The sequence below is a fragment of the Roseiflexus sp. RS-1 genome, assembly GCF_000016665.1.
In the GTDB taxonomy this organism is placed as follows: domain Bacteria; phylum Chloroflexota; class Chloroflexia; order Chloroflexales; family Roseiflexaceae; genus Roseiflexus.
In genome coordinates this window covers 3926562-3948520 of record NC_009523.1, presented here as the reverse complement: position 1 = coordinate 3948520, position 21959 = coordinate 3926562, and the positions used below count along the sequence as shown (strand labels likewise).

Genomic DNA, 21959 nt, shown 5'->3' with positions numbered 1-21959 from the left:
CCGAGAGATAGTTCACGCCAGCATTAACACCCCGGTCTCGAAGAACCACTTCGAGCGCACCGCCGATGTGCTCTGGGATAGTCGTTCTTGATGCACAGCTTGAGAGTGACCGCATAACACCCAATAAATATCAGGTTTCCGGCGGAGTAAACGGCGCTGGCGCAAGATAGTCAAAGCGCAGATTGCTGGCTCCCTCACCGCGCCCGGTGGCTTTGCGCGCGCCAAACCAGATGACGCAGCGGCCATTGTGCCAGCGCGTGCGCTGAAAGGTCTGTCGCAGATCGACTCCGGCACGGGTAATGGCTTCTTCATGGACGAAGTATGGCTGTCCATTCGCCAGACCTTCGCGTAGCAATGCAGTTCGCGGGCGAATCTTTTCAGGGCGGTTCGGGTCGCGCGCAATGACGCGCGGCAACGCGGCGCGCTGTAACTGTATCTCGCGATTGCTGCCCGGTATATGAACCGGAATGAAAGGAATCCAGTTTTCGGGTACATTGTTCGACATCACCTGATAACGTACTGGCGCAGCGGCAACTGGCGGCGGCGCGGGAGCCAGATTCACCAGGCGTTCGTAGAAACGCCTGAGATCGACGCCAGCTTCATAGCCCGGCAGGCTTTCGCCGGTGACCATAGTGATCCGCGTTTCAATGCCCCAGACCATATTGGCCATTTCATCGCGAATAAAGGCGACTTCTTCGAGCGGGCGGCTTTCCTGAATCTTGGGCACAGTCGGCAACAGAATGGCGCGCATATCGGCCTGAACGTTATCGTCACCATAGACGGTGTGAGTATACATGTTCCAGCGCTGCCAGTCTTCGTCCTGTCCGCGTCCGGCTGCTTCGATCCAGATCCGTTCGCCAAACACATTGGTGACCGCCAGGCCCTGGATGCGCGTGCTGACGCCGATTGGCAGGGTCAATGGGAAGAGGAACCAGTCGTTGGCATACAGCAGGCCGAATTCGAGCAGCATCAGTTGCGCCAGGTCCTTGGCGCCAGCATTGATAGCGCCGAAACTGGTGCGCGAATCTTCAAACGTCCACCAGCGGGTGTTGGGCATGCCTTCGAACCGTAACTCTGTGGGAATGAACGACCAGGTCGGCGCAGGCAGCGCGCCGGGCGGCGTCGCCGGAACATCGGGCTCAAGGCGCGCGCGGGTTGGATCGATGTCGAGGTTGTACCAGTCCAGTCGCCCCTGGTAATACTCTTCGGCTTTGAGGACGCCCGCACCGGTTGGATCGGGCGAGGAAACGCTAAACTGGTATTCGAGATGATCGGGCTGCCAGGCGTCGGGTTGCGCCGCACCAGGTTGGATCAGCAACCGTTCAAACCACGCAATAAATCTGGTCTCAAGCTCCTCAACCGCCACATGGTCGGCAGTGGGAATGCTGGTTCCCTGATAGGCATGATGGTTTGGGTCGCTCTTCAGAAATCGGTAGAGCTTGTAGCCGTCCATCGCGTGGCGCGCCACTGCTGCGACGGTCTGCCAGGTTGCGGCATGCGAGCAGACCTCGGCATCAGCCTTTTGCGCCGGGTCGGGCGCGTCGATGGGATACAACGCATAGAATTCTTCGCGGAAATCGCCGATTGACGCCAGCAACTTGAGCCACTGCCGCCCCATCAGCAAGCGAATGTCGAGCGAAATTGGCTGATTGCCGCGCTCGAACGGGATAGGTCGCTGCTCGACCTGTGCTTCGAGCGGCAGGCTGTAGTCAAAGGGCTGCGGCGCGTGCGCACCGGCCTGGTAGGCGTCGAAACGCGACATCTGCAGGTGGATTTTGGCGAAGACCGGTGAACCGGCGTCATCGCCCTGGAATTCGCCAACCTGCCACTGGCGGGTGAGCATCCAGAGCGCGTCGCGTATTTCGGCTCTGAGCGAGCGCTGGAAATCGTGCGTGCGCGGGCGACCCTCGAGGCGGTTCCAGAGGGTGATGGTCGGTAACTGGCGTCGCACCAGAGCCTGCTCAATGTTGCTGATGATTCTTTCAGGCATTGTCACCCTCGCTTGCAACAGCCGAGTACACATTATTGACCAGTGCATAGTTCAGGGCGATGGTGATGGGATGCATGGTCACTGCTGAGATGGTCGCGGGCAGGTAACGACCGTAGTCAGTGCTGGCAATATGGTCAGGCTCGATTGCCCGTCGCCTGGCGAGTTCCAGGGTTTCATGCAGAGTATCGACCAGATCGGCCCATTGCCATTTGCCGTCGATCACCGGCGGTACAGCAAGGAGCATGACCTGCGGCGGTTCAGCATTCGGACGGTCATAATGGAAGCTTACGCCGGTCGTTTCTTCGGTGGTTGGGATGATTTCAGTCCATTCATCAAGGAGGAGACCGCACTGCGTCGCGTTTTTGTCGAATGGCTCGGTGAAGTGCGCGGTATACAGCAGCTTGTCGGTTTCGAGCAGATAGTCTTCCGGGTAGGGCAATGCCAGCCAACTGTCATCGTCCAGATATGGCAGTTGTAGCGGATGCAGATCCAGCGCTGCCTGGGCAAGTGCGTCGGCTAGCATGGTTGCCGCTTCCCAGTGGTGCGGCATATCGCGCACCCGGGCGATGCCGTAGAGCCATTCGTCGACCGGGAAGTCATTGCCAAGCGTCACGGTCTGGTGTCGGAGCAGCGCGTCGCGGCTGGCGTAGGCTTTCTGAAGTTCATCAGCCTGATTGGCGTCGAGGGTGAACTCTGGTATGACCATGAAATCAGGCGAAAGGAGCGTATGTGCGGCGTGGGTGAAGGCGTTGGCGCGCGCATTCTCGCTGGTCGCGGCTGCATAGGCTGCCAGATCGTCGGTCGCTGTCCGGATGCGGTTGTCGATGTCGGCGATCAGGTTCTGTATATGGCTGTTGGTATCCTGGGTGAAGCGGATGATCTCGTCTTTGTCGTTGTCCAGCTCGAGCCTGACGAAGTCAAAGGTCTCCATGCCCGCAGCGGCAGTTTCGACACTGGCAAGCAGACCTGAGAGGGTTGGCGGCGGCGCGTTCAGAATGCCAGTAAATTCGGCGCGTTTGTTGGCGAACGCCAGACGTTGCGCTGGTAGCAGCGCCAGGTAGTCGGCGGGCGTAGCGCCTGGCGCAAGCCGGGTTGGAGTGATGACCACCTGTTTTTCAATTTCTTGCAACCTCGCGAAACGCGCCTCGTCGCTGGTTTGCGGGTCGAGTGCGCCATAATCGAGCAGCATTGCGTCGAAGGCGTCAAGTTTTGCCTGCCAGCGCACTGCCAGGTCGCGCACTTTGGTCATCAGCGCGGTGTAGCGCGTCTGACGCCATTCAAGTATGGCGCCAGACCCGGTCTGGGGCAAGCCATACAGGTTTAGTTCCGCCAGCGCGTCAATAACGACATTCAGGTGAACGTCGATACCTGCGACCAGCCCGTCACGCTGAGCGACCGCATCGGACAGCAAGGTCGTCAGCGCCGTCGCCAGATCGCGGAGGCGGGCGGGCGCACCAGCAGGATCGTTGAGATTGGAAATCAGATGATTCAGACGATCAGTATGGTAGACCGCTGCGGCGGCTTGGGTCGTGCCGGTCTCGGTCGGGATTGAGAGGTCGGTGGATCGCAGCGGGCGGGTTTCCAGCACGAGTGGGCGTACCTGATTGACAAGCGCACCCACTTCGAAGAATGAGCGGAGCGGCGCGATCGATTGTGTGTAGCGAATAGCGACCGTTGCATCGAGCGCCAGACCACTGCTGACATGGCGGCGAATCGCGTCGTCGAGCGCTGTCATAGCCTGTTCATCGGTCGGCACGATCATAAATAGCAGATCGATTGGCTGCAAGCCCAGCTGTGCCTGAGTAACGATCCGGGTACTCTGGACGCCATCGTTCGTCGTTATTACCACCGCCGTTCCTACCTGATCAGGCGGCGGAAAGATCCGGCTCAACCAGTCGTTGAGGGCAGGTTCAGCACTGGCGCGTGGTGTCATTGCCATGCCCATGATCGGTGAACTGGTTGGCGTCAACCCTGGCTTGAGATGCAACCCGAGCCGTAAGGTCAGCCCCAGGCCGCTGCGCGGCGTTGTGACCACGTCGGGGATGAGTGGCAGGTTATCGCCCGATAGTGACTCCAGCGTCGCTGCGGCGCGGTCGTAGTTGCCCTGGACGACCTGGTGGATCCCTTCAGCAAGGCCAATGTCGGCGACGGCGTCGTTGGTATCGAGCAGACGCATCAGCTCGGCGGCGAGAACGTCGCCAGCAGGCGTACCCGGCGCCGGCAGACCGGCAATGCCATATGGATAGGCGCGAGGTGTAGCATTCTCGATATGATTGACCAGCGCCTCGCCATCGACGACATTCCGCGCTTCGATCGCCGCGATCGACCCATGATCGGTGGTTTTGGTCTTTTTCAGCCGGTTTGCCACCAGCGGGAAGCGATCGCGCAGTACATAGATATACTGGTCGACTTCCGCCAGTGTATGGCGGTCGTGCAGACCGCGTTCGAGTTGATATCCCAGCAGCGCGCCAAGGCTCTGACCGTTGCGCAGGCCTTCGATAATCGCCATGGCGCGGCGCACCCGGTCTGAGGAGAGATTGACCGCGAAGACTTCGGCGTTATCGGAAGCGGCGGTGCTGATATAGGCATTCCGCAGCACGGCAGCGGTGACGGCATGATTGAGCGACGGCGCATGAATATAACCGGCGTTGGCAGAGTCGCGCATTAACGGCGGGTCGCCATCGCGCTGAAAAACGGCGCGCAGTTCGTCGTTGGTCAGGTGAACCGGACGCAACCGGGCAGGATTGGGACGCAGGTTCTCCACCCAACCGTAAGCGCCGAGATACAGTCCGGTGCGCGAAGAGCCTTCTACACCAATAGAACGCATCACGCTCAACTGGTAGAGCGCCAACCCCTGCAACCATGCATCCAGGCGGTAGGAGCAGGTGTCGAGATGCTCGACAAAGACGCGTTCCAACACGGCGGTAGGGCGGTTCTTGAGGCGCTCAAGCGCGGCGATCTGTTCGCGCAGACGAGCAGCATCGTTCAGTGTCGCCAGGCGTGAGGTGATGTAATCAGCGACTCTGACATTCGGCCGTCCCTCGGCGATCGCCGGTTGCGTGTCGTACAGCAGTTTGAAGCGACTTTCGCTGGATTGGACCTGTTGCTTGATATGGATGAACGGCGCTTCGCGTCGCGCCGCCAGCACGGCGTCGCTATCCAGCAGATCGGCGCGTTGATACAGGCGAATGCTCGTATCGTAGTAGCCAAGCATCAGCGCATGGCGCAGCATCAGATACAACAATGCAGTTGGCCGGTCGGCATCAGGCAGACCTGTCTGGAGGCGCAGGGTTTCCAGCGATGTGTTTGCGGCGTCAATCAGCCACTCGATATAGTTGCGGCCGTCGGCGGTATAGTCGCGGATGGGTTTATCTTCGGAGAGTGGTTGATCGTCGACCAGTTTTGTCTCATCGATTGGAAACGGCCTGGCGAAGAAGAATTTATCCAGCAGATCGGGTCGTTCGCGTTCGCCGGGATCATAGCCATGGTCGCGCAGTACGTCCAGTCCCTGTTCGAGTAGAGCGAGCGCAACAATCAACTGCTCGAAAAAGCCGCTGAGATTCATGGTGTTGAGCGTCTGCGCCAGGCTTTCAGCATAGCGCTGGTCAAACTCAACTGAGTTGGGATGCAACCCCAGGATTTCCAACAAGATCTGATGTGGATCGCCGGTGGCGCCAACATGCGCCACACGGTCGCGTAATGTTCCCCATACGCGATAGGCGCGCATCAGCACGTCATAGAGCCTGTTCAGATAGGGCGAACCAGCGGAAATCCGCCTGGCGATGCCAATGTTTGCGGCGAGATAGCCGTCTACCGGTTGGTCAAACGCCATACGACGGTAGGCGGTGGTCGGCAGGATGCCGTATGGCTGCCGACCAATGCGCAGCGCTGGCAGCATACCACGCCCGCTGACCAGGTGGGTGTAGAACGATCGGACGAACTCAATCGCGGCGTCGCTGAACACTGGCGAGAGCATGGCGCCCAGGGTATAGCCCAGCGTTGCCGGAAAGAGGGCGATATTCATCGCCTGGGCGTCGCGAATGTCGCTATTGGTCGCACCGGAAACCGTATTGATGATCGAACTGTCCAGACCGAGCAGTTGCGTCAGCCAGATCCCGTCATACCGTTCGAACCAGTCGGCAGCCGGGTCAAGCGCACTATTCCCGCCATTGAGGATCTCATAGCTGGCATCCGCATCATCCATACTCGAATAGCCGGAGGTCGCATCATCAGTATTGTTGGTCGGCGTTCCTTGTGGCAACAGGCTCAGTCCGGCGCGGCTGTAATGATGGTTGGTGAGCAATTGTTCGAAGAGTTGCCTGCCTGCGGTCTGATCGGCAGCGAGACGGACGCCAAGCGCCATCAGCCTGTCGAAGCCAAGGTTGTACTGTTGCGGGCTGAGATTGACACGAAACGCCATGCCTCTGGTCAACGCTTCTTCAAAATCGACCATCCAGCGCATCTCGGCGCTAACCTGAATATCAGCGCCATCCTGGCGGATCTGGTTGCCTTCATCCGCCAGCGGGTCCGGGCCGGTCGTGAGACTGGCGGGGATCGCGGCGCCGATTTGTTCGAGGGTCAGGATATCGCCGTTATAGCCGAGCAGCACCAGGCGTTCAGGCAAGACATCAACATGTGGCGCCTTCGACCAGGCGCGGCGTTGGGCGTTGGTTTCGTCGGGGGAGGGAAAGGTGACAAATGCGACGACGACGGTGGTTGTGGCGCGGGTATGCCCGGCGGGCGGGTCGTCGCTCAGGTTGAATGGTCGGTAGTCTTTCAGGATCATCGTCGCTGTATCATCACCGATCGCCGTGACCAGCGCCTGATACGCGGCGTCGATTGCGGCTGCGTCGCTGGCGGCGCGCCAGACAGCGCTCCAGTAGGCGCGGGCATGTCCTTGGGTGGCGACGTCGAGCGGGCTGGTAGTGGGGATGACCAGCACGCGGGCAGTTGCGTCGGGTGCAGGTTGGTCGGCTTCGTTCGTGGGCCGGTAGGTGCGTTCGATCCAGATGGCGCGCCCGACGCCATGACTGGCAACCAGGTTGCGCCATGCCGCACGACGGAGATTCTCGTCGCCAGCAGCGCGCCAGAGTTGAGACCAGTAGGTCTGGGCGTTTTTGAGCTCGGTTTCGCTTAGCGACGCTTCGAAGGCGTCGATGGCGCAATCGTCGGGGTAGACGCGCACCCATAACTGGTGCTGCATTCCATCGGGTGTGGCAATCTGTTTGAAGCGGGTTTCGAGGCGGAGCGGCAGGAGCAGGATTGGATAGAGATCATTGAGCTGTTCAATCGACTTCCGTGGGTCAGCGAGGGGCAGGAAGGCGTCGAGCTGGCCAGCCAGGTTTTCCTGGAGCGCGCCGAGTCGCTCGCGCAGCGCTGCGATCTCGCGGACGGTTGCGTCGTGCTGCGCTGCCAGTTGTTTTTCCTGGGCGCGATGGCTGGGGTTTGCCGGGTCAAAGAAACGCTTCAGTCGCGCCTGACGGGCTTCGATGCGCTTGAGTTTCTCACGGGCGAGGAAGAGGGCTTCGTCGCCGGCTTTCAGCGCGGTTTGCGCCTGCTGTAGCTGCTGCTGGAGCGATTGGAAGCTGGTGTCGGACATTCGTTTGGTCCTCTACTGGCAGGAGTTATGCCATCAATGGCAGGCGCCTCGGCGCGTTCGTCGTAGTGCAACGTCACGATCTTGGTATCATCTCCGATGCATGCACGGCGACCATGACGGGCGCCTGATACAGGATATAGGCCACTTCGGCGGCATGAGCGTCTCTGTGCCAGCGTACGCTCTGGTCATCGGCAGCCTGGTCGATCTTCTCGTTCTCGGTGGATGGCAGCGTCTCCAGGGTGATCGTCGGCGTGGCGCTGGTGATCTGGATATAGTCGCCAGCCTGCGCGTCTGGCACGAGATTGCCCCAGGCCAGATCATTCCAGACGTAGATATGGTCAGCGGTTCCGATATCCAATCCAAAACGCGGTTCACCAGGGCGCTCCTTAATCACGAAGAACCATCCTGGATCGTCGGTCTCGTTTTCGCCAGTGCCGCCGATCGCCGCTTCGACGGTCAGGTCGAAGCCGAAGAAGTAGATATCAGGATCAACTTTGGCTTCGTAGAGCGGCGTCTTGACCTTGTCGCGCGGCGGGTTTTCCGCCAGCGCCACGCCAGCGTCGTCCAGCTGGCGTTCGACAGCGTTGTCGATCGTGCCATCCGCTTTTCGCTGCCATTTTGCGCGGTGGGCGTAGATGACCGCCGTTGGGTATTTCTTGAGCAGTTCGCCGCGGATCACCAGCACGATTTCCTCTTCGTTCGCACCGCCGGTTTCGCGATTGTCGTGGTCGCCCAGTTTTGAGAACTTCGACCAGCGGTGCAGTGGTGGAATATCACGCAGTTTTTCACGTAAGACTTCGGGATCTTCGGCGCTGCCGTGCAGATAGCCGGTGACATCCCAGAACTGGCGGAAATAGCTGCCGCGCTGGTCGGTGACATATTCGCGCCAGAGGAGTTCGCGGGCGAATTCATGGTTCAACCCGACCATGTAGGCTTCGATAAAGGCCTGGTTGGTCTCAAGCAGCGAAATGCTGTTCTGCTGGATGAAGTTGAGATTGGGCAGGAAATTGTCTTTACAGTATTCGATGTAACTGCAAAATATGCCATGACCCGGATGCGCGCCAGCGGATAGTTGAGGATATTAATCGACAGGCGATCCGGCGTGGGGAAGGGCAGCGGCGGTGGCTGGAACTGCGGATGGAATCCGCCGACCGAGATAACGAAGTTGCTGGCGCCGCCCCAGGCAATCAGCACACCCATACCACCTTCGATCGTCATCACCAGCACGCGCGAATCATACAGGGTCGCGAAGAACCAGGCGCGTTCTCTATCGGGCTCGTACGCACCGATAAAGCCCACTTTCAATTGCAGCAACGCTGCGTTTTCATCCGGCAGAATCACCTTCAGCACACCAAGAATCGCGAAGGTTCCCGGCGGGATCTGGATCACAACCCCCAGTGCGAGGCTGACCAGCGTGGGCGTGCCCCAGCCAATCTTGAGCATGCCGCCGACCAGAAAGGTATCGTTCTGCGGTGGGAAGAAGACGCGCAGGTCACTGATGATGCGCGCGGCGTTGGCAACGATATTTCTTGGGAACAGAATACTCTCGGCTGCGCCCGACTTGATGCCAGCCGCCATGGCTTCCAGCCGCATAGTGCGGTTCAGCCCGAAAATGCCGCCAATGCCGATCCAGGTAAAGCCCAGCCCCAACTGGATAGGGGCGCCGAACTCAACCGCCAGAATAGCCACCAGCGCGAAGCCGTCGCTGCCATCGGGCATTTTGGTGGTGATCACGCCCAGCGCGGTCAGGGTAATGATGCCTGCGATATCCAGTTCCAGTCCGCCAGCATATTCACCACGGTCGTAGTCGAAATTCAGGAAGCCGCCACCGCGCACCGGCCCGGCATTAACCGCCAGGCCGACGCCGTTGGGCGGCTTGAAGCCCAGCGTGAATTCGCCGTCGTCGAAAATAACCAGCCCTGACAGGCCGATCCGATCAACCGACGCCTGCAGCACGCCAAGGTCAAGACCAAAACTGAGCGAACCTTCCAGCTTGAAGCCAGGGTCTCTGCCAGCCTTTTCGCCCAGCGCCAGGCCGACGGTCAGGGTATTGAACTGAAGCGGGCCAAGCGTTTCGTGCAGCGGAATACTGACCATCAGCCCGGCGCCGCCGCCGATGAAGAAGCCCTTTTTCTTTGAATAGCCGATATTGAAATCGAATTTAGTTTCCAGTTTACCGTCGCTGGTAATTGCGTTGAGGATGGTTCTCAGAAATCCATCAGCCGAGTCGGTCTTCAAAACAAACGCGCTGTCTTTGATTTCGCCTTTGATACTCTGATCGGTAACGCCGACTTTGCCTTCGATCTTGCTGCTGCCGATCCGGAGATGGACGCCATTGGCGTCGCCCCAGATGATCTCTCTGGCGGGCTTTGACTTATAGATCAGGCTCACTGTGACCGAGGCGTCGGTTGATGAGGGGAAGCTATGCGAACCATCGCCGATATACACCAGGAAATCAGGACCGTCGGTCGCGAACTGGAAACTGAGATTGTCGGTGATTGGCGCCTCAAGTGCGCCTTCGCCCTTGATGCGCATCAGCAGACCCGGACCGCCATGATCGCGCGGCAGCAGCGCCATACTCAGCAGCAGCGCGCCCTTGACGATATTGTTCGACGAATCCCTGGTTTTGCCGCTCAGGCGGATCGTCAGGGTGCGATTATTGACCGCATCGCCGATCGGACTTGTCGAACCAGGCCCGGCATCATAGCCATAGACAAAATCGGCTTTCATCAGCGACGCCACGATAACGCCAGACACAAACAGAAACACATCGGATACCTGTTTGGCATGAGCTTCAGTCTGAAGATCGAGCGCGTCGCCAAACACCTCATCGAAATAGTCGCCAATTCTGAAGAACAACCTGACGATGCTGCCGAAATGGATCGCCTGATCTTCGAGCAGTTGCAGCGCTCTGGCGGTGATATACACTCCCGGCAGGCGCACGCGCAGATATGAGATCGTGGCCGCCTGCAAGAAGAAACTGACCGCCTCTTCGACGATAAACCCGGCCGGGGCGTTTGAGTCAGCTGCCGCCGCTGACTGAACAAAGTCAATCAGCGCCTGAACGATCTGCGTCAGGTCGGAGAGCGCGCTGATAAACGCCTGCAGATCGACGTCATCGGCGGCCCGTTCGCGATAGGCGTCGATGCTGGCGAGCGAGGAGGGCGGGATCGTCAGCGACTGCGACGACTGCGCGGGATCGAGGCCGAGCGCCAGCAAAATCTCGCGGCGAATGGCGCTATCGCCCACGCTGCGCGCGATCGGATCCAGGATCTGGCGCAGTTCGCTGACCAGACGCTGCAAATCATTGCGGGTGTCGCTGCTCACAGGCGTATCCTCACACTACCGCTGGGTTTCAGCGTATCGTCGGCGGCAGGTCGGTCGTTGGCGCCAGGCTGAGTTCGTGCACAGTATATGCCTGGGGATCGGCGGGTTTCGCGCCATCTGGATGCATGTACATCAAGGTATGGGTGACTTTCAGCGTCACGCCGGTTCCCGAAAATGAGACCAGTCCAAGATTCGACGCGAACACCACCGAACGCGCGATTTTGGCTTTCAATCGCTTTTCAGCGCGCTCCAGCACTTTGATATAACCATCGTCGGGGGTAGCGGGAACAATGTCGGGGTTAATCGGCCCGACTCGCCCGTCGGCCGGACAGGCGTTGGGACTGCTGTCATCGGGGCGCAGATCCTTGACCAGGCTCACCCGCCATGCCCAGTCGGGCGCGACTGCAATACTGCTCCCTGGTTCCCAATTGTCAGCGGGCAGCACCACCGGGGTGCGGCGGAGCATCGCGCGGATGTTGCGGGGTATTGCACCGCTGGGGACGTGTACCCGCCCAATGAGATCGGTTGGGTTGCTCCAACCCAGTCGTGACAGCGGATAGTATGCGTTGTGCAGGATCTCCTGGGCTGCAACCGTTTCGAGTGCACGCTTGGCACGGATGCCCCATTCGTTCTTGAGCGCGCTGGATGTGAGTTGCACGATGCGGCCCGGTTGAGGTTGAGCATTCTTCCAGTAATCCATTTCCGCGCTAAAGCTATAATGTACGTCGCCGGAGAGAATGACGACCCTGCCCATCTGGTTGAAGCGCGCCAGCAATGCCTCGAAGCGTTCGGTATGCAGCGACCAGGCTTCCATATCAAATTCGAGATAACCGGTAATTTCGGGCTCGCGCCTCATTACAACTGACGAGATAAAATCGAAATAGCCGCGTGCGCCGATGGGTTGCGCCAGTTCCTCGATTACCGCCAATCCCAGCACTGGTGCAGCGGAAACCACAATCAGAATCTCGGCGCCAGGCGAAGGGGCGAACGAATCTGGCAACTGTTCGTCGAGGGCGACATCGGAAACCAGACCGGGCGGCGTATATCGACCGCTGAACGTTCGCCGGGTGCGTGTATCCAGCACTACTGTCGTCGTTGGCCCGCTGGGGACATGGAAATGCCACTTGACCAGCGGATCGGCGCCGCCAAAACCATAGAGCGCATCAAGCGCGTTGGCGGCCGATTGCGCGGGGCCGCCGGTTGCGGGGAATAACGCCTGCGCGTGGGTCAGCAGCGCGGCATGATCGCCGGTCGTGTAACGTTTCGGATCGTTGCCCCATGCCTGAAACAATGCGAAAGTCGTCAGAGCATTTCGCATAATCGTGACGCCTAAGGGACTGGTCAGCACCCGGTCGCGCCAGTCCTGGGTCAGATACCAGTCGTCGGTGACTTCGTGGTCGTCGAAGATCATGTAGGTGGCGATGTTCGCCAGCGCCCGCTGCACATTGGGCAAGGTTTTCTTGAAGGCTTTGACATCCTCAAGCTGATCGGCGAACAGATCGCGCTGTTTGTACCATTGCTTGATCTGCTCTTTGCGCTTGTCGGCGGGATAGAGCGACTGAAGATGGGCTGGCAGGCCGTTTACCGTCGTGTCGGCGTCGGGGCAGTCGGCGCTTGAGCCGGAACAGTCGGGGAAAACATCATCAACGTCAATAAACGAATCCCAGAGGACATTCGACCAGGAGAACAGATAGAGCGCGCAGTATTCACCGAATGAGAGCGCATGACAGGCAGCCTCGTGGCTGGAAAACTGTGCCTGCTGCTTAATCAGTTCCTGGCGCCACGACGTAGGGAAATTCGTGCTATCGGCGACAACCCTGATATCGCCAGTGGAGGTTCTCAGCGGCAGTTCTTCCGAAACCCCAAGCAATGCGTTGCCGGCAACGGTCAATTGCGGCAGCAGCATAATAGCAATATCATCGGCATAGATCTGGTCGCCGGTCAGGAACAACTGTTGCGGTCGGGTGTTGGCGTCGGTCTGGGTACGCTCAATGATCTTATCCAGCGGCGCCAGTCCATCGACGCCAAAGCCATGTGCTTTACGGCAGGAGCCATGAACGATTTTCAGATTGTCGAGCGACATAGCAGGCAGCGTAAAGCCGGGCAATTGCCCGGCGAGGTAACCGAGCGCCAGTCTGGTTGGTTCCATCGCTGGCCCGGCGTCTTCCAGCAGACGCAGCGTATTCAGATCCTACCTTGATTGCTAGTTGACGACCACCGACACCTCTGGCACGATCGCGGTTGCCCAACCAACATCATCGCCAGGAGGAGCCGACGGTCGCTCGCCCGATAATAGCCGCTTTTGTCGTGATTGACACGTTGATGGAACGCCTGGGGCATCGCAGTGATGTGCGGGCGCAGGTCCCCGACTCCGAGATTCTGACGATTGCCGTCGTCGCCGCCAAGTATGTTGGCAATCATCACGAACGGGCGGTGCAGATCATGCACGGGTGCGGCTATCTGTCGGGGCGGATCAGCGTCGCGCGCTTCAATCGTCGCCTCCATCAGCTCGCTGATTGGATGGTCTGGATTCCGGACGTGTTGGGGGAGGTGTTCACCACGGGCGACGTGTTCATCATCGATAGCCTCCCCCTGCCAGTCTGCCGTCGTGTGCGCGCCCGGCGCTGTCGGAAGGCGCCGGGGCGCGAATGCTGCGGGTAGTGCGCGGCGAAACGGGAGAAGTTCTTTGGATGGCGTGTGCATCTGGTCTGCCGCCCGGATGGCGTGCCCGTGCGCGTTCAGATGCTGCCCGCAGGGGTGCATGACCTGACACCCGTGCATGAACTGGCGTATGGCCTGCCCGCTGGGGCGCGGCGGTTGGGCGTAGCGGCGAATAATTATTCGCCGCAACAGCGCCGCTGATGCGGCGAGCATCCTGGCGGAGACGGGGGTGCGCCTGGTTCCAGTGCGCCGGGCGAACATGCGTCCGCACGCCTGGTTTATGGACGCCATCGAATTGCGCGCGCATCGTCGTGGCATCGAGATGACGAACGGTCAACAGTCAACTGGAGAAGATGGGCGCTGGACGCTTGACGGCAGGCGCCAATGCCGGGTTTGAACTGAAGGTGCACGCAACGCTCATTGCACTCATCTGTACGAACATGAACTAGCAATCAAGGTATCCTGGGACGAACTCCCTCCGGTGAAGACCAGGTTATAGCTGTAGATCTGCCCTGGAATCAGCGGGCTTGCGGTAAGGTCGAGCGTGACCAGCGCGATATGCAGTTTCGCGCCGATCGGAATGGATGCAGCCGTCGCCTTCCATCCCGCCAATGTATTGCCGAACAAGACACCGGAACTGCCGACATTGGTGATACCGGTCCAGATGCCAAGTTCTACCGTGCGCGCATCGGAAAGGGCAACCCAGACTGCTACCAGCGTTGGTTCGACGCGTCGCACAATCGGCCCAGCCAGAATGAGCGGCAGGTTGTTGAAATCCGGCATAGGCGCACTCGCTCCATGGATAACGACTGCCGATCAGCGGGGATCAGCGGCGTCAGCCTGGTGAATCACCGTACAGGCACGAAGACGCAGGAGCGGAACGCAGCGAATAAGGACGAAGACGGAATGCCGACTTTTGCAGAAACTGCCGTGTCTGACGCGGAGTACCAGCAGTTCAGTATGCGACGTCAGGGAACATCGTGGATGCAAAATACGCGACGCAATTGTTCCTATTATATCATTTGTGTCAAGGCATGCAAAGTAGGCCAGCAATTGGGGGTGCAGTCATGAATTGACAAGAAGTTGAGCGCTCCGTATGCGCATCCCCCAGCGTGCGGGCGCGGCAGCGTCCTTCGTTCGCCCAGCCCGCCGGTTCAGCGTCGGGCGGGACGGCGCGGCTGGTTCCGCAGCATGCGCATCCAGCGGGGCTGGTCTGGCAGATGCGTGCGTCGGAGCGCCGGATCGCGTGCAGACGGTGAAACAGCACAGATGGGTCGAGCGCTGGTCGCTGGGGATGGGTCCGTGTGCCGACCTCAGCCGGTATCTGGAACAAGCGTTTGCCTGGCCCGGCGCGCAGTGGCGCCGCTGGATCGAACGCACCCGTTGGCGTGCCGGACGGGAAGCAACGCGCCAGCCCATGTGGATTGCCAGCGCTGCCTGTCCCTGGTCGTTGACCCTGGACGGAGCGCTCGCCCGGCTGCAGGCCCATTGGACGATTGAAAACCACCCCCCCGATCCCCCCGCACGCGGGGGGGTCTGGGGGGGTGCGTGATGTCACGGATGATGAGGACCACGTGCACGGGCGGATGATCGGGCATGGGGTGAGCAGTATTCGGAACGGCGCCATCACGCTCCTGCGTTAGCTGGACTATCGGTCCATTCCCGATGTGCACCGGGCGATTGCCGCGCAGCCCGCGTTGGCTTTCGCTCTCCTGGGAGGATAAGAAAACCCCTGGCGCACTTTGCTTGCTCTGGCACGTGCGGAGTTTGCTGGCTATAATGTGAGCTACCGGGTAAGCTAAGCTAACCTCCAAACAGCGACACCTGGTGAAACCAATGGACAGTGATCAGCCACAGCAGAACCAGGATATCAGCGGCGCAGGCGCTGCTGGCGTGGTCGGTGACGCGACGAATAGCCCAATCACCACCGGCAACAACAACACCATTATTCAGTCTGGCCGCGATACTGTACTGTATACCAATCTCCCGCCACCCCCTGCGCCTGGCAGCGTCCCACTGAAGCCTGCCCTCATCATCGGGCGCGACAATGATCTCCAGGCGCTGAAGCAACGGGTTGGCATCTCGGCCAAAGGCGAAAGTCCTGCCCCGTTGAAGGTGCTGACCGCAATACGCGGCTGGCCGGGTGTCGGCAAGACCACCCTGGCGGCTGCGCTCGCACACGATCCGGATATCAACGCGCGTTTCCCTGATGGAGTGCTGTGGGCCTCGCTTGGCCAACAGCCAGGACTCTTCGGTGAACTGGCCGCCTGGGGACGTGCCCTTGGTGTGCCGGATCTTAACCAGGCGCATACCGTTGAAGAAGCATCTAACCTGCTGCGCGGCCTGCTGCGCAACAAGCGCTACCTTCTGATTGTCGATGACGCCTGGCAGGCTGAGCACGTGGTACCCTTCAATGTCGGCGGCAGTGGTTGCGCGTTGCTCATCACCACGCGCCTGCCAGAAGTGGCCCGCGCAATCGCCCCAACGCCCGATGATGTCTATGTGCTCGGTGTGTTGAGCGAGACCGATGCGCTGGCGCTGCTGCGCACCTTAGCGCCGACGGTAGTTGCAGAGAACGAGGCGACCAGCCGCGAACTGGTCAAGGATCTGGAAGGTCTGCCGCTGGCTATTCAGGTGGCCGGTCGGCTGCTCCACACTGAAGCAAGCTATGGCTTTGGCGTCGAGCAATTATTGGTCGATATCCGCGAGGGCGCAAGGCTGATCCAGGCTCAGGCGCCAGCTGATCGCGCCGAAGTTGCCAGAGAGACAACGCCCACCGTTGCGGCGCTCCTGAAAAAGAGCACCGATCTGCTGGATGCCCACACGCTCGACTGCTTCGCCTACCTTGGCGCCTTCGCGCCGAAACCGGCCACCTTTGACGCTGCGGCGATGCAAGCCGTGTGGGAGGTTGACGACCCAAGGCCGATCATCCGCACCCTGGTTGACCGCGGCCTGCTAGAGCCCTCAGGCCAGGGCCGCTTCTGGATGCACGCGGTACTCGTATCTCATGCAAAGTCGTTCTTGACAGAGGAGTGAAAAGTGCCCTCGCGTCGCATCTCCGATCTTCGCCACGCTCGCTACTACGCGCGGCGCTGTGCCGAGGCAGAGCAGCAGTACCGTGATGGGCGACAGGAGAGGGGGTTGGCGCTCTTCGACCAGGAGCGCGCGCAGATCGATAGAGCCTGGAGCCGATTGGTGAGCCAGGCGCATACGTCCGACTCTGAGATCCTGGTTCTTATCCTTGCTTATGCCGATGCCACTGCTTCGATCGGTGAGATTCGCTACCGACTGCACGAAGAGCGCATTCCTCGTCTTGAAGCGCAACTGGCCGCTGCCCGAAAACTGAAGAACCGACGGGCTGAAGGCCAGGCACTGGGGAACCTTGCTCTTGCGTTCGCGTATGCGGGAAAGTACGAACAAGCTATCGCGTACTATGTCCAGCGGATTGCGCTGGCACGGTTGATCGGTGATCGGCGCGGCGAAGGCGTTGCCCTGGCGAACCTCGGTTGTGCGTACAAGGATCAGGGAGCATATCGGGAGGCGCTGCTGTGCCATCAGCAGGCGCTTGAAATTGCCCAGGAACTCGGAGATGCGCGGGCTGAAGGGGCGCAATACGGCAACCTGGGCAACATCTTTCAGGTCATTGGCTACTATCGCAGGGCGATCGATTTCCTCGAACGCCATCTCGCAATTGCGCGCAGAGTCGGTGACCGTCGTGGCGAGGGGAACGCGCTCAGCAACCTGGCTCTGGCCTATAACAGTTGCCGTGATTACCAGAAAGGCGTTATCTATGCGACTGAAGCGCTAGAGATTCTGCGCAGCATCGGGGATCGGCGGGCTGAGGGCAATACACTGACCAACCTGGGCGGCGCCTACCTTGGCCTGGGAAACTACAACCAGGCGATCGCCTGCTTTGAGCAACAACTCATGATCGCTCAGGAAATCGGCGATTTGCGTGGCGCCAGCGCGGCGCTTGGAAGCCTTGGCGTGGCCTACAAGCGACTGGGCAATATCGCCGCAGCCATCGACTCGTATGAGCAAGCCCTGGCAATCGACCGGCAGATCGGCGAGCATTCGGCAGAGGCAATCGATAGCTGGAACCTGGGGTTGCTCTATGAGCAACAGGGCGACCTCCATCGTGCCATCGAGCGTATCCAGGTCTACGTCGATTTCGCTCAGTCCGTGAACCATCCTGATGCCGAACGTGATGCACGATGGTTGGAGACATTGCGTCGAAGACTGGGCGAGTTGGAAGCACAAGAGTAAATGTATGCCTTCACTGCGCGATGCAAAGATTAAGCATGCTCAACACTACGTCGAGGTTTCCAATCAATTGAGTCAAAATCGATATGTTCACTCGGTTGGTCAAAAAAGCCGGTATTCCGCTGATCTGCGTTCACGATCAGCGCCATACCTGCACCAGCATGATGCTGTCAGATGGCGAGCCGTCGACGATGGTCCCCGCCCTGCTGAGGCATCGCTCGCCAGCGACGACCGCGATAATCTATGCCTGTGGGCTTCCTGGCGCTGGCGCCGAAGCTCGCACCCGCACCCTGTTCACTCACATTCGCGCTTTGCCATGCTCTACTCAGCGTCACCCAACGCCCGCTCCCGTGATACAATCCAGGCAAGCGGGACATATGCCGGTAGCCGATGATCTTCAACGCAGCCCATGTCTCCTGAGCGCGAATCTCGCTGGCAGCGCTTCCGCCGCGCGCTCGGCGCTGCGGTGATTGCCGTGCTGCTCTTCGCCAGCGGCATCGTCGCCAACCTGCTGTCGAACGATCTGGAAGCGCGATTTTCCGAACTCGCCGGCTATACGCAATGGCTCTACGCCGCTGGCGGCATCAGCCTGCTGCTGGCAGTCATGCTTGCCATTCGTGATCAGCGGGCAGCGCGCGATGCAGGCCAGACCATTGACGGCGACTCTACCACGGTCGGCAACATCAGCAATAGTCAGGCCGTTGCGGTCGGGAGAGGCGCGCACGCTGAAGTCCATTACCACTACTACACTCCTGTCGCACAACTGGCAAACGAACAAGAACGCCGCGACCGGCGCACCATGATCGCCCGCCAGCGGTCGATCTGGATCGACGGCGTGCTCAAGCAGTCGCTCTGGAACAACGCTCTGATTGACCTGGGACTGGCTGAGCGCCCTGATGCGGTACCGCAGCCATATCGCTACCGTATCGCCAGTCGCGCGCAGGGTCAGAAGGATCGTCTGCTGCCCGCCGACACGCATGTCATCAACGTCTACGACCAGCATCAGGGCGCGCTGCTCATCCTTGGCGCGCCGGGATCGGGCAAGACGACGCTGATGCTGGAGTTGATGCGTGACCTGCTCGAACGCGCCGATAAGGATGAGACCCACCCGATCCCGGTGAAGTTCGATCTCTCGGCCTGGGGCGCGGATCGTCCGCCTATCGACGCATGGCTGGCGACCCAACTCAACACCCAGTATGGCATGTCACGGCAGGCAGCGGTAGACTGGGTGAAGCGCGGCATGATCCTGCCATTGCTCGATGGCCTCGATGAAGTCGCGGCAGAGCGGCGCGCGGCCTGTGCGGCAGCGATCAATGCCTATCGCCAGGAGCGCGGCCTTATGCCGCTGGTGGTCTGTTGCCGTGAGCAGGAATACGCCGAATTGTCAGATGAACTCCGGCTGCATGGCGCGGTCGTGGTGCAGCCGCTGACCGACGAGCAGGTGCAGGCATATCTGGATCGGGGCGGCGAACGACTGGCTGGCGTGCGCAGGCTTATCGCCGACGACCCGGCGCTGCTGGCGGAGGATGCCGCAAGCGGTGTGATCGCTGCGATATCTCCTGCGCTGTTCGTCACTATCTGTGTCTTTATGGTGTGGCGCTTCTTCTTGCCCGAGTAGAACTCTGGCTGTCGTTCGGCATCCTTGGGCCTGTTGATCAGCTGCTCGGTGGCGTCAAGCCAAGCGATCCCCTCTTCGCCGAAAGCCGCCCGCAGCACCTCCAGTAGGTCTACCGGTCTCTCCCCCTCGGGCAGCAGCTCCAGAACCTGCGGCGCAGGCACATGCCGCCGTATCAACGGCAGCAGCCGACGCAGATCACGCGAAATCTGAACCTGATCGATGCCAAACCACACGCCGATGAATTCCTGTGCCAGATGCAGCCGCAGATACGTGATGCGGCTACCACCCTGATGAGAAGAGGCGCGGCAAAGGGACGCCCCGCCCCGCCCGCCCGCTTCTGGCCCGGTCGCTCATGCCGCTGGCGTTCGTACTCTTCAAAGTCCGCCTCGATCCTGCTAAACATCGACCAGAACCGGGGGGCCGTCAATCCCGTCAGGTATTTGCCCCACTTGTCGTGGTGCGCAAGAACGCTTCGGTTATCATCCCTTCCCTCCGTTGCGCAGCGACTGGAGCGCCTTTCAGTTCAGCGATTGAAATCGCCTCTGGAAGGCTTTTCGCCGGGCGTCCACCTGCGTGGACGCTGCCACGGCGACCGCACAGGCGGTCGCCCGGCGCGAAGCGTCCTCTCAGGCGCGGTTTCAACCGCATGCCTGAGCAGTTACCCTGGCAGCAGCCGACGCAGATCACGCGAAATCTGAACCTGATCGATGCCAAACCACACGCCGATGAATTCCTGTGCCAGATGCAGCCGCAGATACGTGATGCGGCTACCACCCTGATGAGAAGAGGCGCGGCAAAGGGACGCCCCGCCCCGCCCGCCCGCTTCTGGCCCGGTCGCTCATGCCGCTGGCGTTCGTACTCTTCAAAGTCCGCCTCGATCCTGCTAAACATCGACCAGAACCGGGGGGCCGTCAATCCCGTCAGGTATTTGCCCCACTTGTCGTGGTGCGCAAGAACGCTTCGGTTATCATCCCTTCCCTCCGTTGCGCAGCGACTGGAGCGCCTTTCAGTTCAGCGATTGAAATCGCCTCTGGAAGGCTTTTCGCCGGGCGTCCACCTGCGTGGACGCTGCTACGGCGACCGCACAGGCGGTCGCCCGGCGCGAAGCGTCCTCTCAGGCGCGGTTGCAACCGCATGCCTGAGCGGTTACCTCAGCGGTAGCCTTGACCGCACAGTTCAGCGTGGACGCTGCCACGGCGACCGCGTAGGCGGTCGCCCGGCGCGAAGCGTCCTCTCAGGCGCGGTTTCAACCGCATGCCTGAGCAGTTACCCTGGCAGCAGCCGACGCAGATCACGCGAAATCTGAACCTGATCGATGCCAAACCACACGCCGATGAATTCCTGTGCCAGATGCAGCCGCAGATACGTGATGCGGCTACCACCCTGATGAGAAGAGGCGCGGCAAAGGGACGCCCCGCCCCGCCCGCCCGCTTCCGGTCCGGTCGCTCATGCCGCTGGCGTTCGTACTCTTCAAAGTCCGCCTCGATCCTGCTAAACATCGACCAGAACCGGGGGGCCGTCAATCCCGTCAGGTATTTGCCCCACTTGTCGTGGGTGCGCAAGAACGCTTCGGTTATCATCCCTTCCCTCCGTTGCGCAGCGACTGGAGCGCCTTTCAGTTCAGCGATTGAAATCGCCTCTGGAAGGCTTTTCGCCGGGCGTCCACCTGCGTGGACGCTGCCACGGCGACCGCACAGGCGGTCGCCCGGCGCGAAGCGTCCTCTCAGGCGCGGTTTATGGAGATTGAAAATTAAATCCGCTATACTGCGCTAGCCGTGGGGCTGAAGCCCTCGGCTAACCAGGGCAAAGCCCGCCTGCGCGGGCTATACCGGATTATTTATTCAAAGACCATCAACCGCATGCCTGAGCAGTTACCCTACAAAAATGATACCGCAAAAACGCTCAATTGTGAATCAACTCTAATGGCAAGGTGATCGACCAGATGGCGTGGCATCGATTTACGGTTATTGGTGACGAGGCAAAAATGATTCGCCTCACACCAGAGCAGAATGTCAGGATCGAGCGTGCCACGTCGCTGCGCGCCGGGATCACCAATGATCCAGGCTTCGAGATCCGGCGCGGCGCGCAGCAGTTCGCGGCGCAATAGCGGATTGATGTGTTCGTCGAGCAGATAACGCACCGTATGTTCTCAGGAGGCTGGCTGCTGCGCGGCTCTTAACTGGCGCAATGTGAGAATCACTGGGGGCGGATTCCGTTCCTGATGTTTGCGAGCTGTAGAACTGAACGCCAACCAATCAGCAAGGTAGTCCGTGAGTCGCTCGCGATCATGCAAATACCAGAGGATTGTGGCATACACCTGCTCCAGCGTCAGCGAAGGAAAGCGCGCCGCAATCGCTTCAGGAGTCTGGCCGCGATGCACATATTCATACAACACGCTCTCGATGCCGATGCGCGATCCTTTGATACGGAAAAGACACACAGCGTACAGACGCAGCGTGCCGCGTCCCTGTTGCACGCGCTGCGACCTTGCGCAGCGTGTC

Annotated in this window: 15 protein-coding genes and 1 pseudogene; 7 read left to right on the top strand and 9 right to left on the bottom strand. The window is 60.1% G+C overall.

Going from position 1 to position 21959, the window contains the following annotated elements; translation table 11 throughout:
• Positions 1-130: 130 nt before the first annotated feature.
• From ROSERS_RS16155 to ROSERS_RS16135, 5 genes are all read right to left on the bottom strand, one after another.
• Entirely contained in the window at positions 131-1990 is a 1860-nt protein-coding gene (locus tag ROSERS_RS16155; RefSeq protein ID WP_011957844.1) for a hypothetical protein, read from the bottom strand.
• Entirely contained in the window at positions 1983-7589 is a 5607-nt protein-coding gene (locus tag ROSERS_RS16150; protein ID WP_011957843.1) for a hypothetical protein, read from the bottom strand. Before ROSERS_RS16150 ends, ROSERS_RS16155 begins: the two co-directional genes overlap by 8 nt.
• 73 nt (positions 7590-7662) lie before the next feature.
• Positions 7663-8517 (bottom strand): hypothetical protein, encoded by an 855-nt coding sequence (locus tag ROSERS_RS16145; RefSeq protein ID WP_011957842.1) that lies wholly within the window; start codon positions 8515-8517, stop codon positions 7663-7665.
• A complete protein-coding gene (locus tag ROSERS_RS16140; protein WP_011957841.1) occupies positions 8505-10916 on the bottom strand; it encodes a DUF6603 domain-containing protein in 2412 nt (803 codons plus the stop codon). The genes ROSERS_RS16145 and ROSERS_RS16140 overlap by 13 nt, the downstream gene beginning before the upstream one ends.
• A 28-nt stretch (positions 10917-10944) precedes the next feature.
• Positions 10945-13065 carry an alkaline phosphatase D family protein gene (locus tag ROSERS_RS16135; protein ID WP_011957840.1) on the bottom strand — a complete coding sequence of 707 codons (2121 nt, stop codon included), beginning with the start codon at positions 13063-13065 and terminating at the stop codon, positions 10945-10947.
• A 92-nt stretch (positions 13066-13157) separates the two neighbouring features.
• Between ROSERS_RS16135 and ROSERS_RS16130 the strand changes: the two genes are divergently transcribed.
• From ROSERS_RS16130 to ROSERS_RS26160, 3 genes are read left to right on the top strand one after another with little or no spacing between them, the layout of a single operon-like run.
• The gene (locus ROSERS_RS16130) at positions 13158-13577 is read left to right on the top strand and encodes a hypothetical protein (RefSeq protein WP_157041115.1); all 420 of its coding nucleotides are present in this window, start codon (positions 13158-13160) and stop codon (positions 13575-13577) included.
• Positions 13578-13613: 36 nt separating this feature from the next.
• Entirely contained in the window at positions 13614-13778 is a 165-nt protein-coding gene (locus ROSERS_RS26165) for a hypothetical protein (RefSeq protein ID WP_157041114.1), read from the top strand.
• A gap of 28 nt (positions 13779-13806) precedes the next feature.
• Positions 13807-13974 (top strand): hypothetical protein, encoded by a 168-nt coding sequence (locus ROSERS_RS26160; protein ID WP_157041113.1) that lies wholly within the window; start codon positions 13807-13809, stop codon positions 13972-13974.
• Between the two features lie 29 nt (positions 13975-14003).
• Here ROSERS_RS26160 and ROSERS_RS16125 read toward each other — a convergent pair whose 3' ends face one another.
• Complete coding sequence (locus ROSERS_RS16125; protein WP_011957839.1) at positions 14004-14360, bottom strand: hypothetical protein; 357 nt, start codon at positions 14358-14360, stop codon at positions 14004-14006.
• A 472-nt stretch (positions 14361-14832) separates the two neighbouring features.
• Between ROSERS_RS16125 and ROSERS_RS16120 the strand changes: the two genes are divergently transcribed.
• The 4 genes from ROSERS_RS16120 (at position 14833) to ROSERS_RS26910 (ending at position 19458) form a co-directional block, all read left to right on the top strand.
• The gene (locus tag ROSERS_RS16120) at positions 14833-15129 is read left to right on the top strand and encodes a hypothetical protein (RefSeq protein ID WP_198136312.1); all 297 of its coding nucleotides are present in this window, start codon (positions 14833-14835) and stop codon (positions 15127-15129) included.
• 284 nt (positions 15130-15413) lie between these two features.
• On the top strand, positions 15414-16613 hold the full coding sequence (locus ROSERS_RS16115) for an NB-ARC domain-containing protein (protein ID WP_011957837.1): 1200 nt from the start codon (positions 15414-15416) through the stop codon (positions 16611-16613).
• 3 nt (positions 16614-16616) lie between these two features.
• The gene (locus ROSERS_RS16110) at positions 16617-17843 is read left to right on the top strand and encodes a tetratricopeptide repeat protein (RefSeq protein WP_011957836.1); all 1227 of its coding nucleotides are present in this window, start codon (positions 16617-16619) and stop codon (positions 17841-17843) included.
• Between the two features lie 406 nt (positions 17844-18249).
• Complete coding sequence (locus ROSERS_RS26910; RefSeq protein WP_011957835.1) at positions 18250-19458, top strand: NACHT domain-containing protein; 1209 nt, start codon at positions 18250-18252, stop codon at positions 19456-19458.
• Here the strand turns inward: ROSERS_RS26910 and ROSERS_RS26905 are convergent.
• From ROSERS_RS26905 to ROSERS_RS16090, 3 genes and pseudogenes are all read right to left on the bottom strand, one after another.
• Positions 19407-19526 (bottom strand): annotated as a pseudogene (locus ROSERS_RS26905) (transposase family protein); the annotation flags it as partial. The gene ROSERS_RS26910 and the pseudogene ROSERS_RS26905 overlap by 52 nt on opposite strands.
• Positions 19527-21334: 1808 nt before the next feature.
• A complete protein-coding gene (locus tag ROSERS_RS16095) occupies positions 21335-21598 on the bottom strand; it encodes a DUF5615 family PIN-like protein (RefSeq protein ID WP_011957834.1) in 264 nt (87 codons plus the stop codon).
• Between the two features lie 9 nt (positions 21599-21607).
• Positions 21608-21934 (bottom strand): DUF433 domain-containing protein, encoded by a 327-nt coding sequence (locus ROSERS_RS16090; RefSeq protein ID WP_011957833.1) that lies wholly within the window; start codon positions 21932-21934, stop codon positions 21608-21610.
• Between the last annotated feature and the right edge of the window lie 25 nt (positions 21935-21959).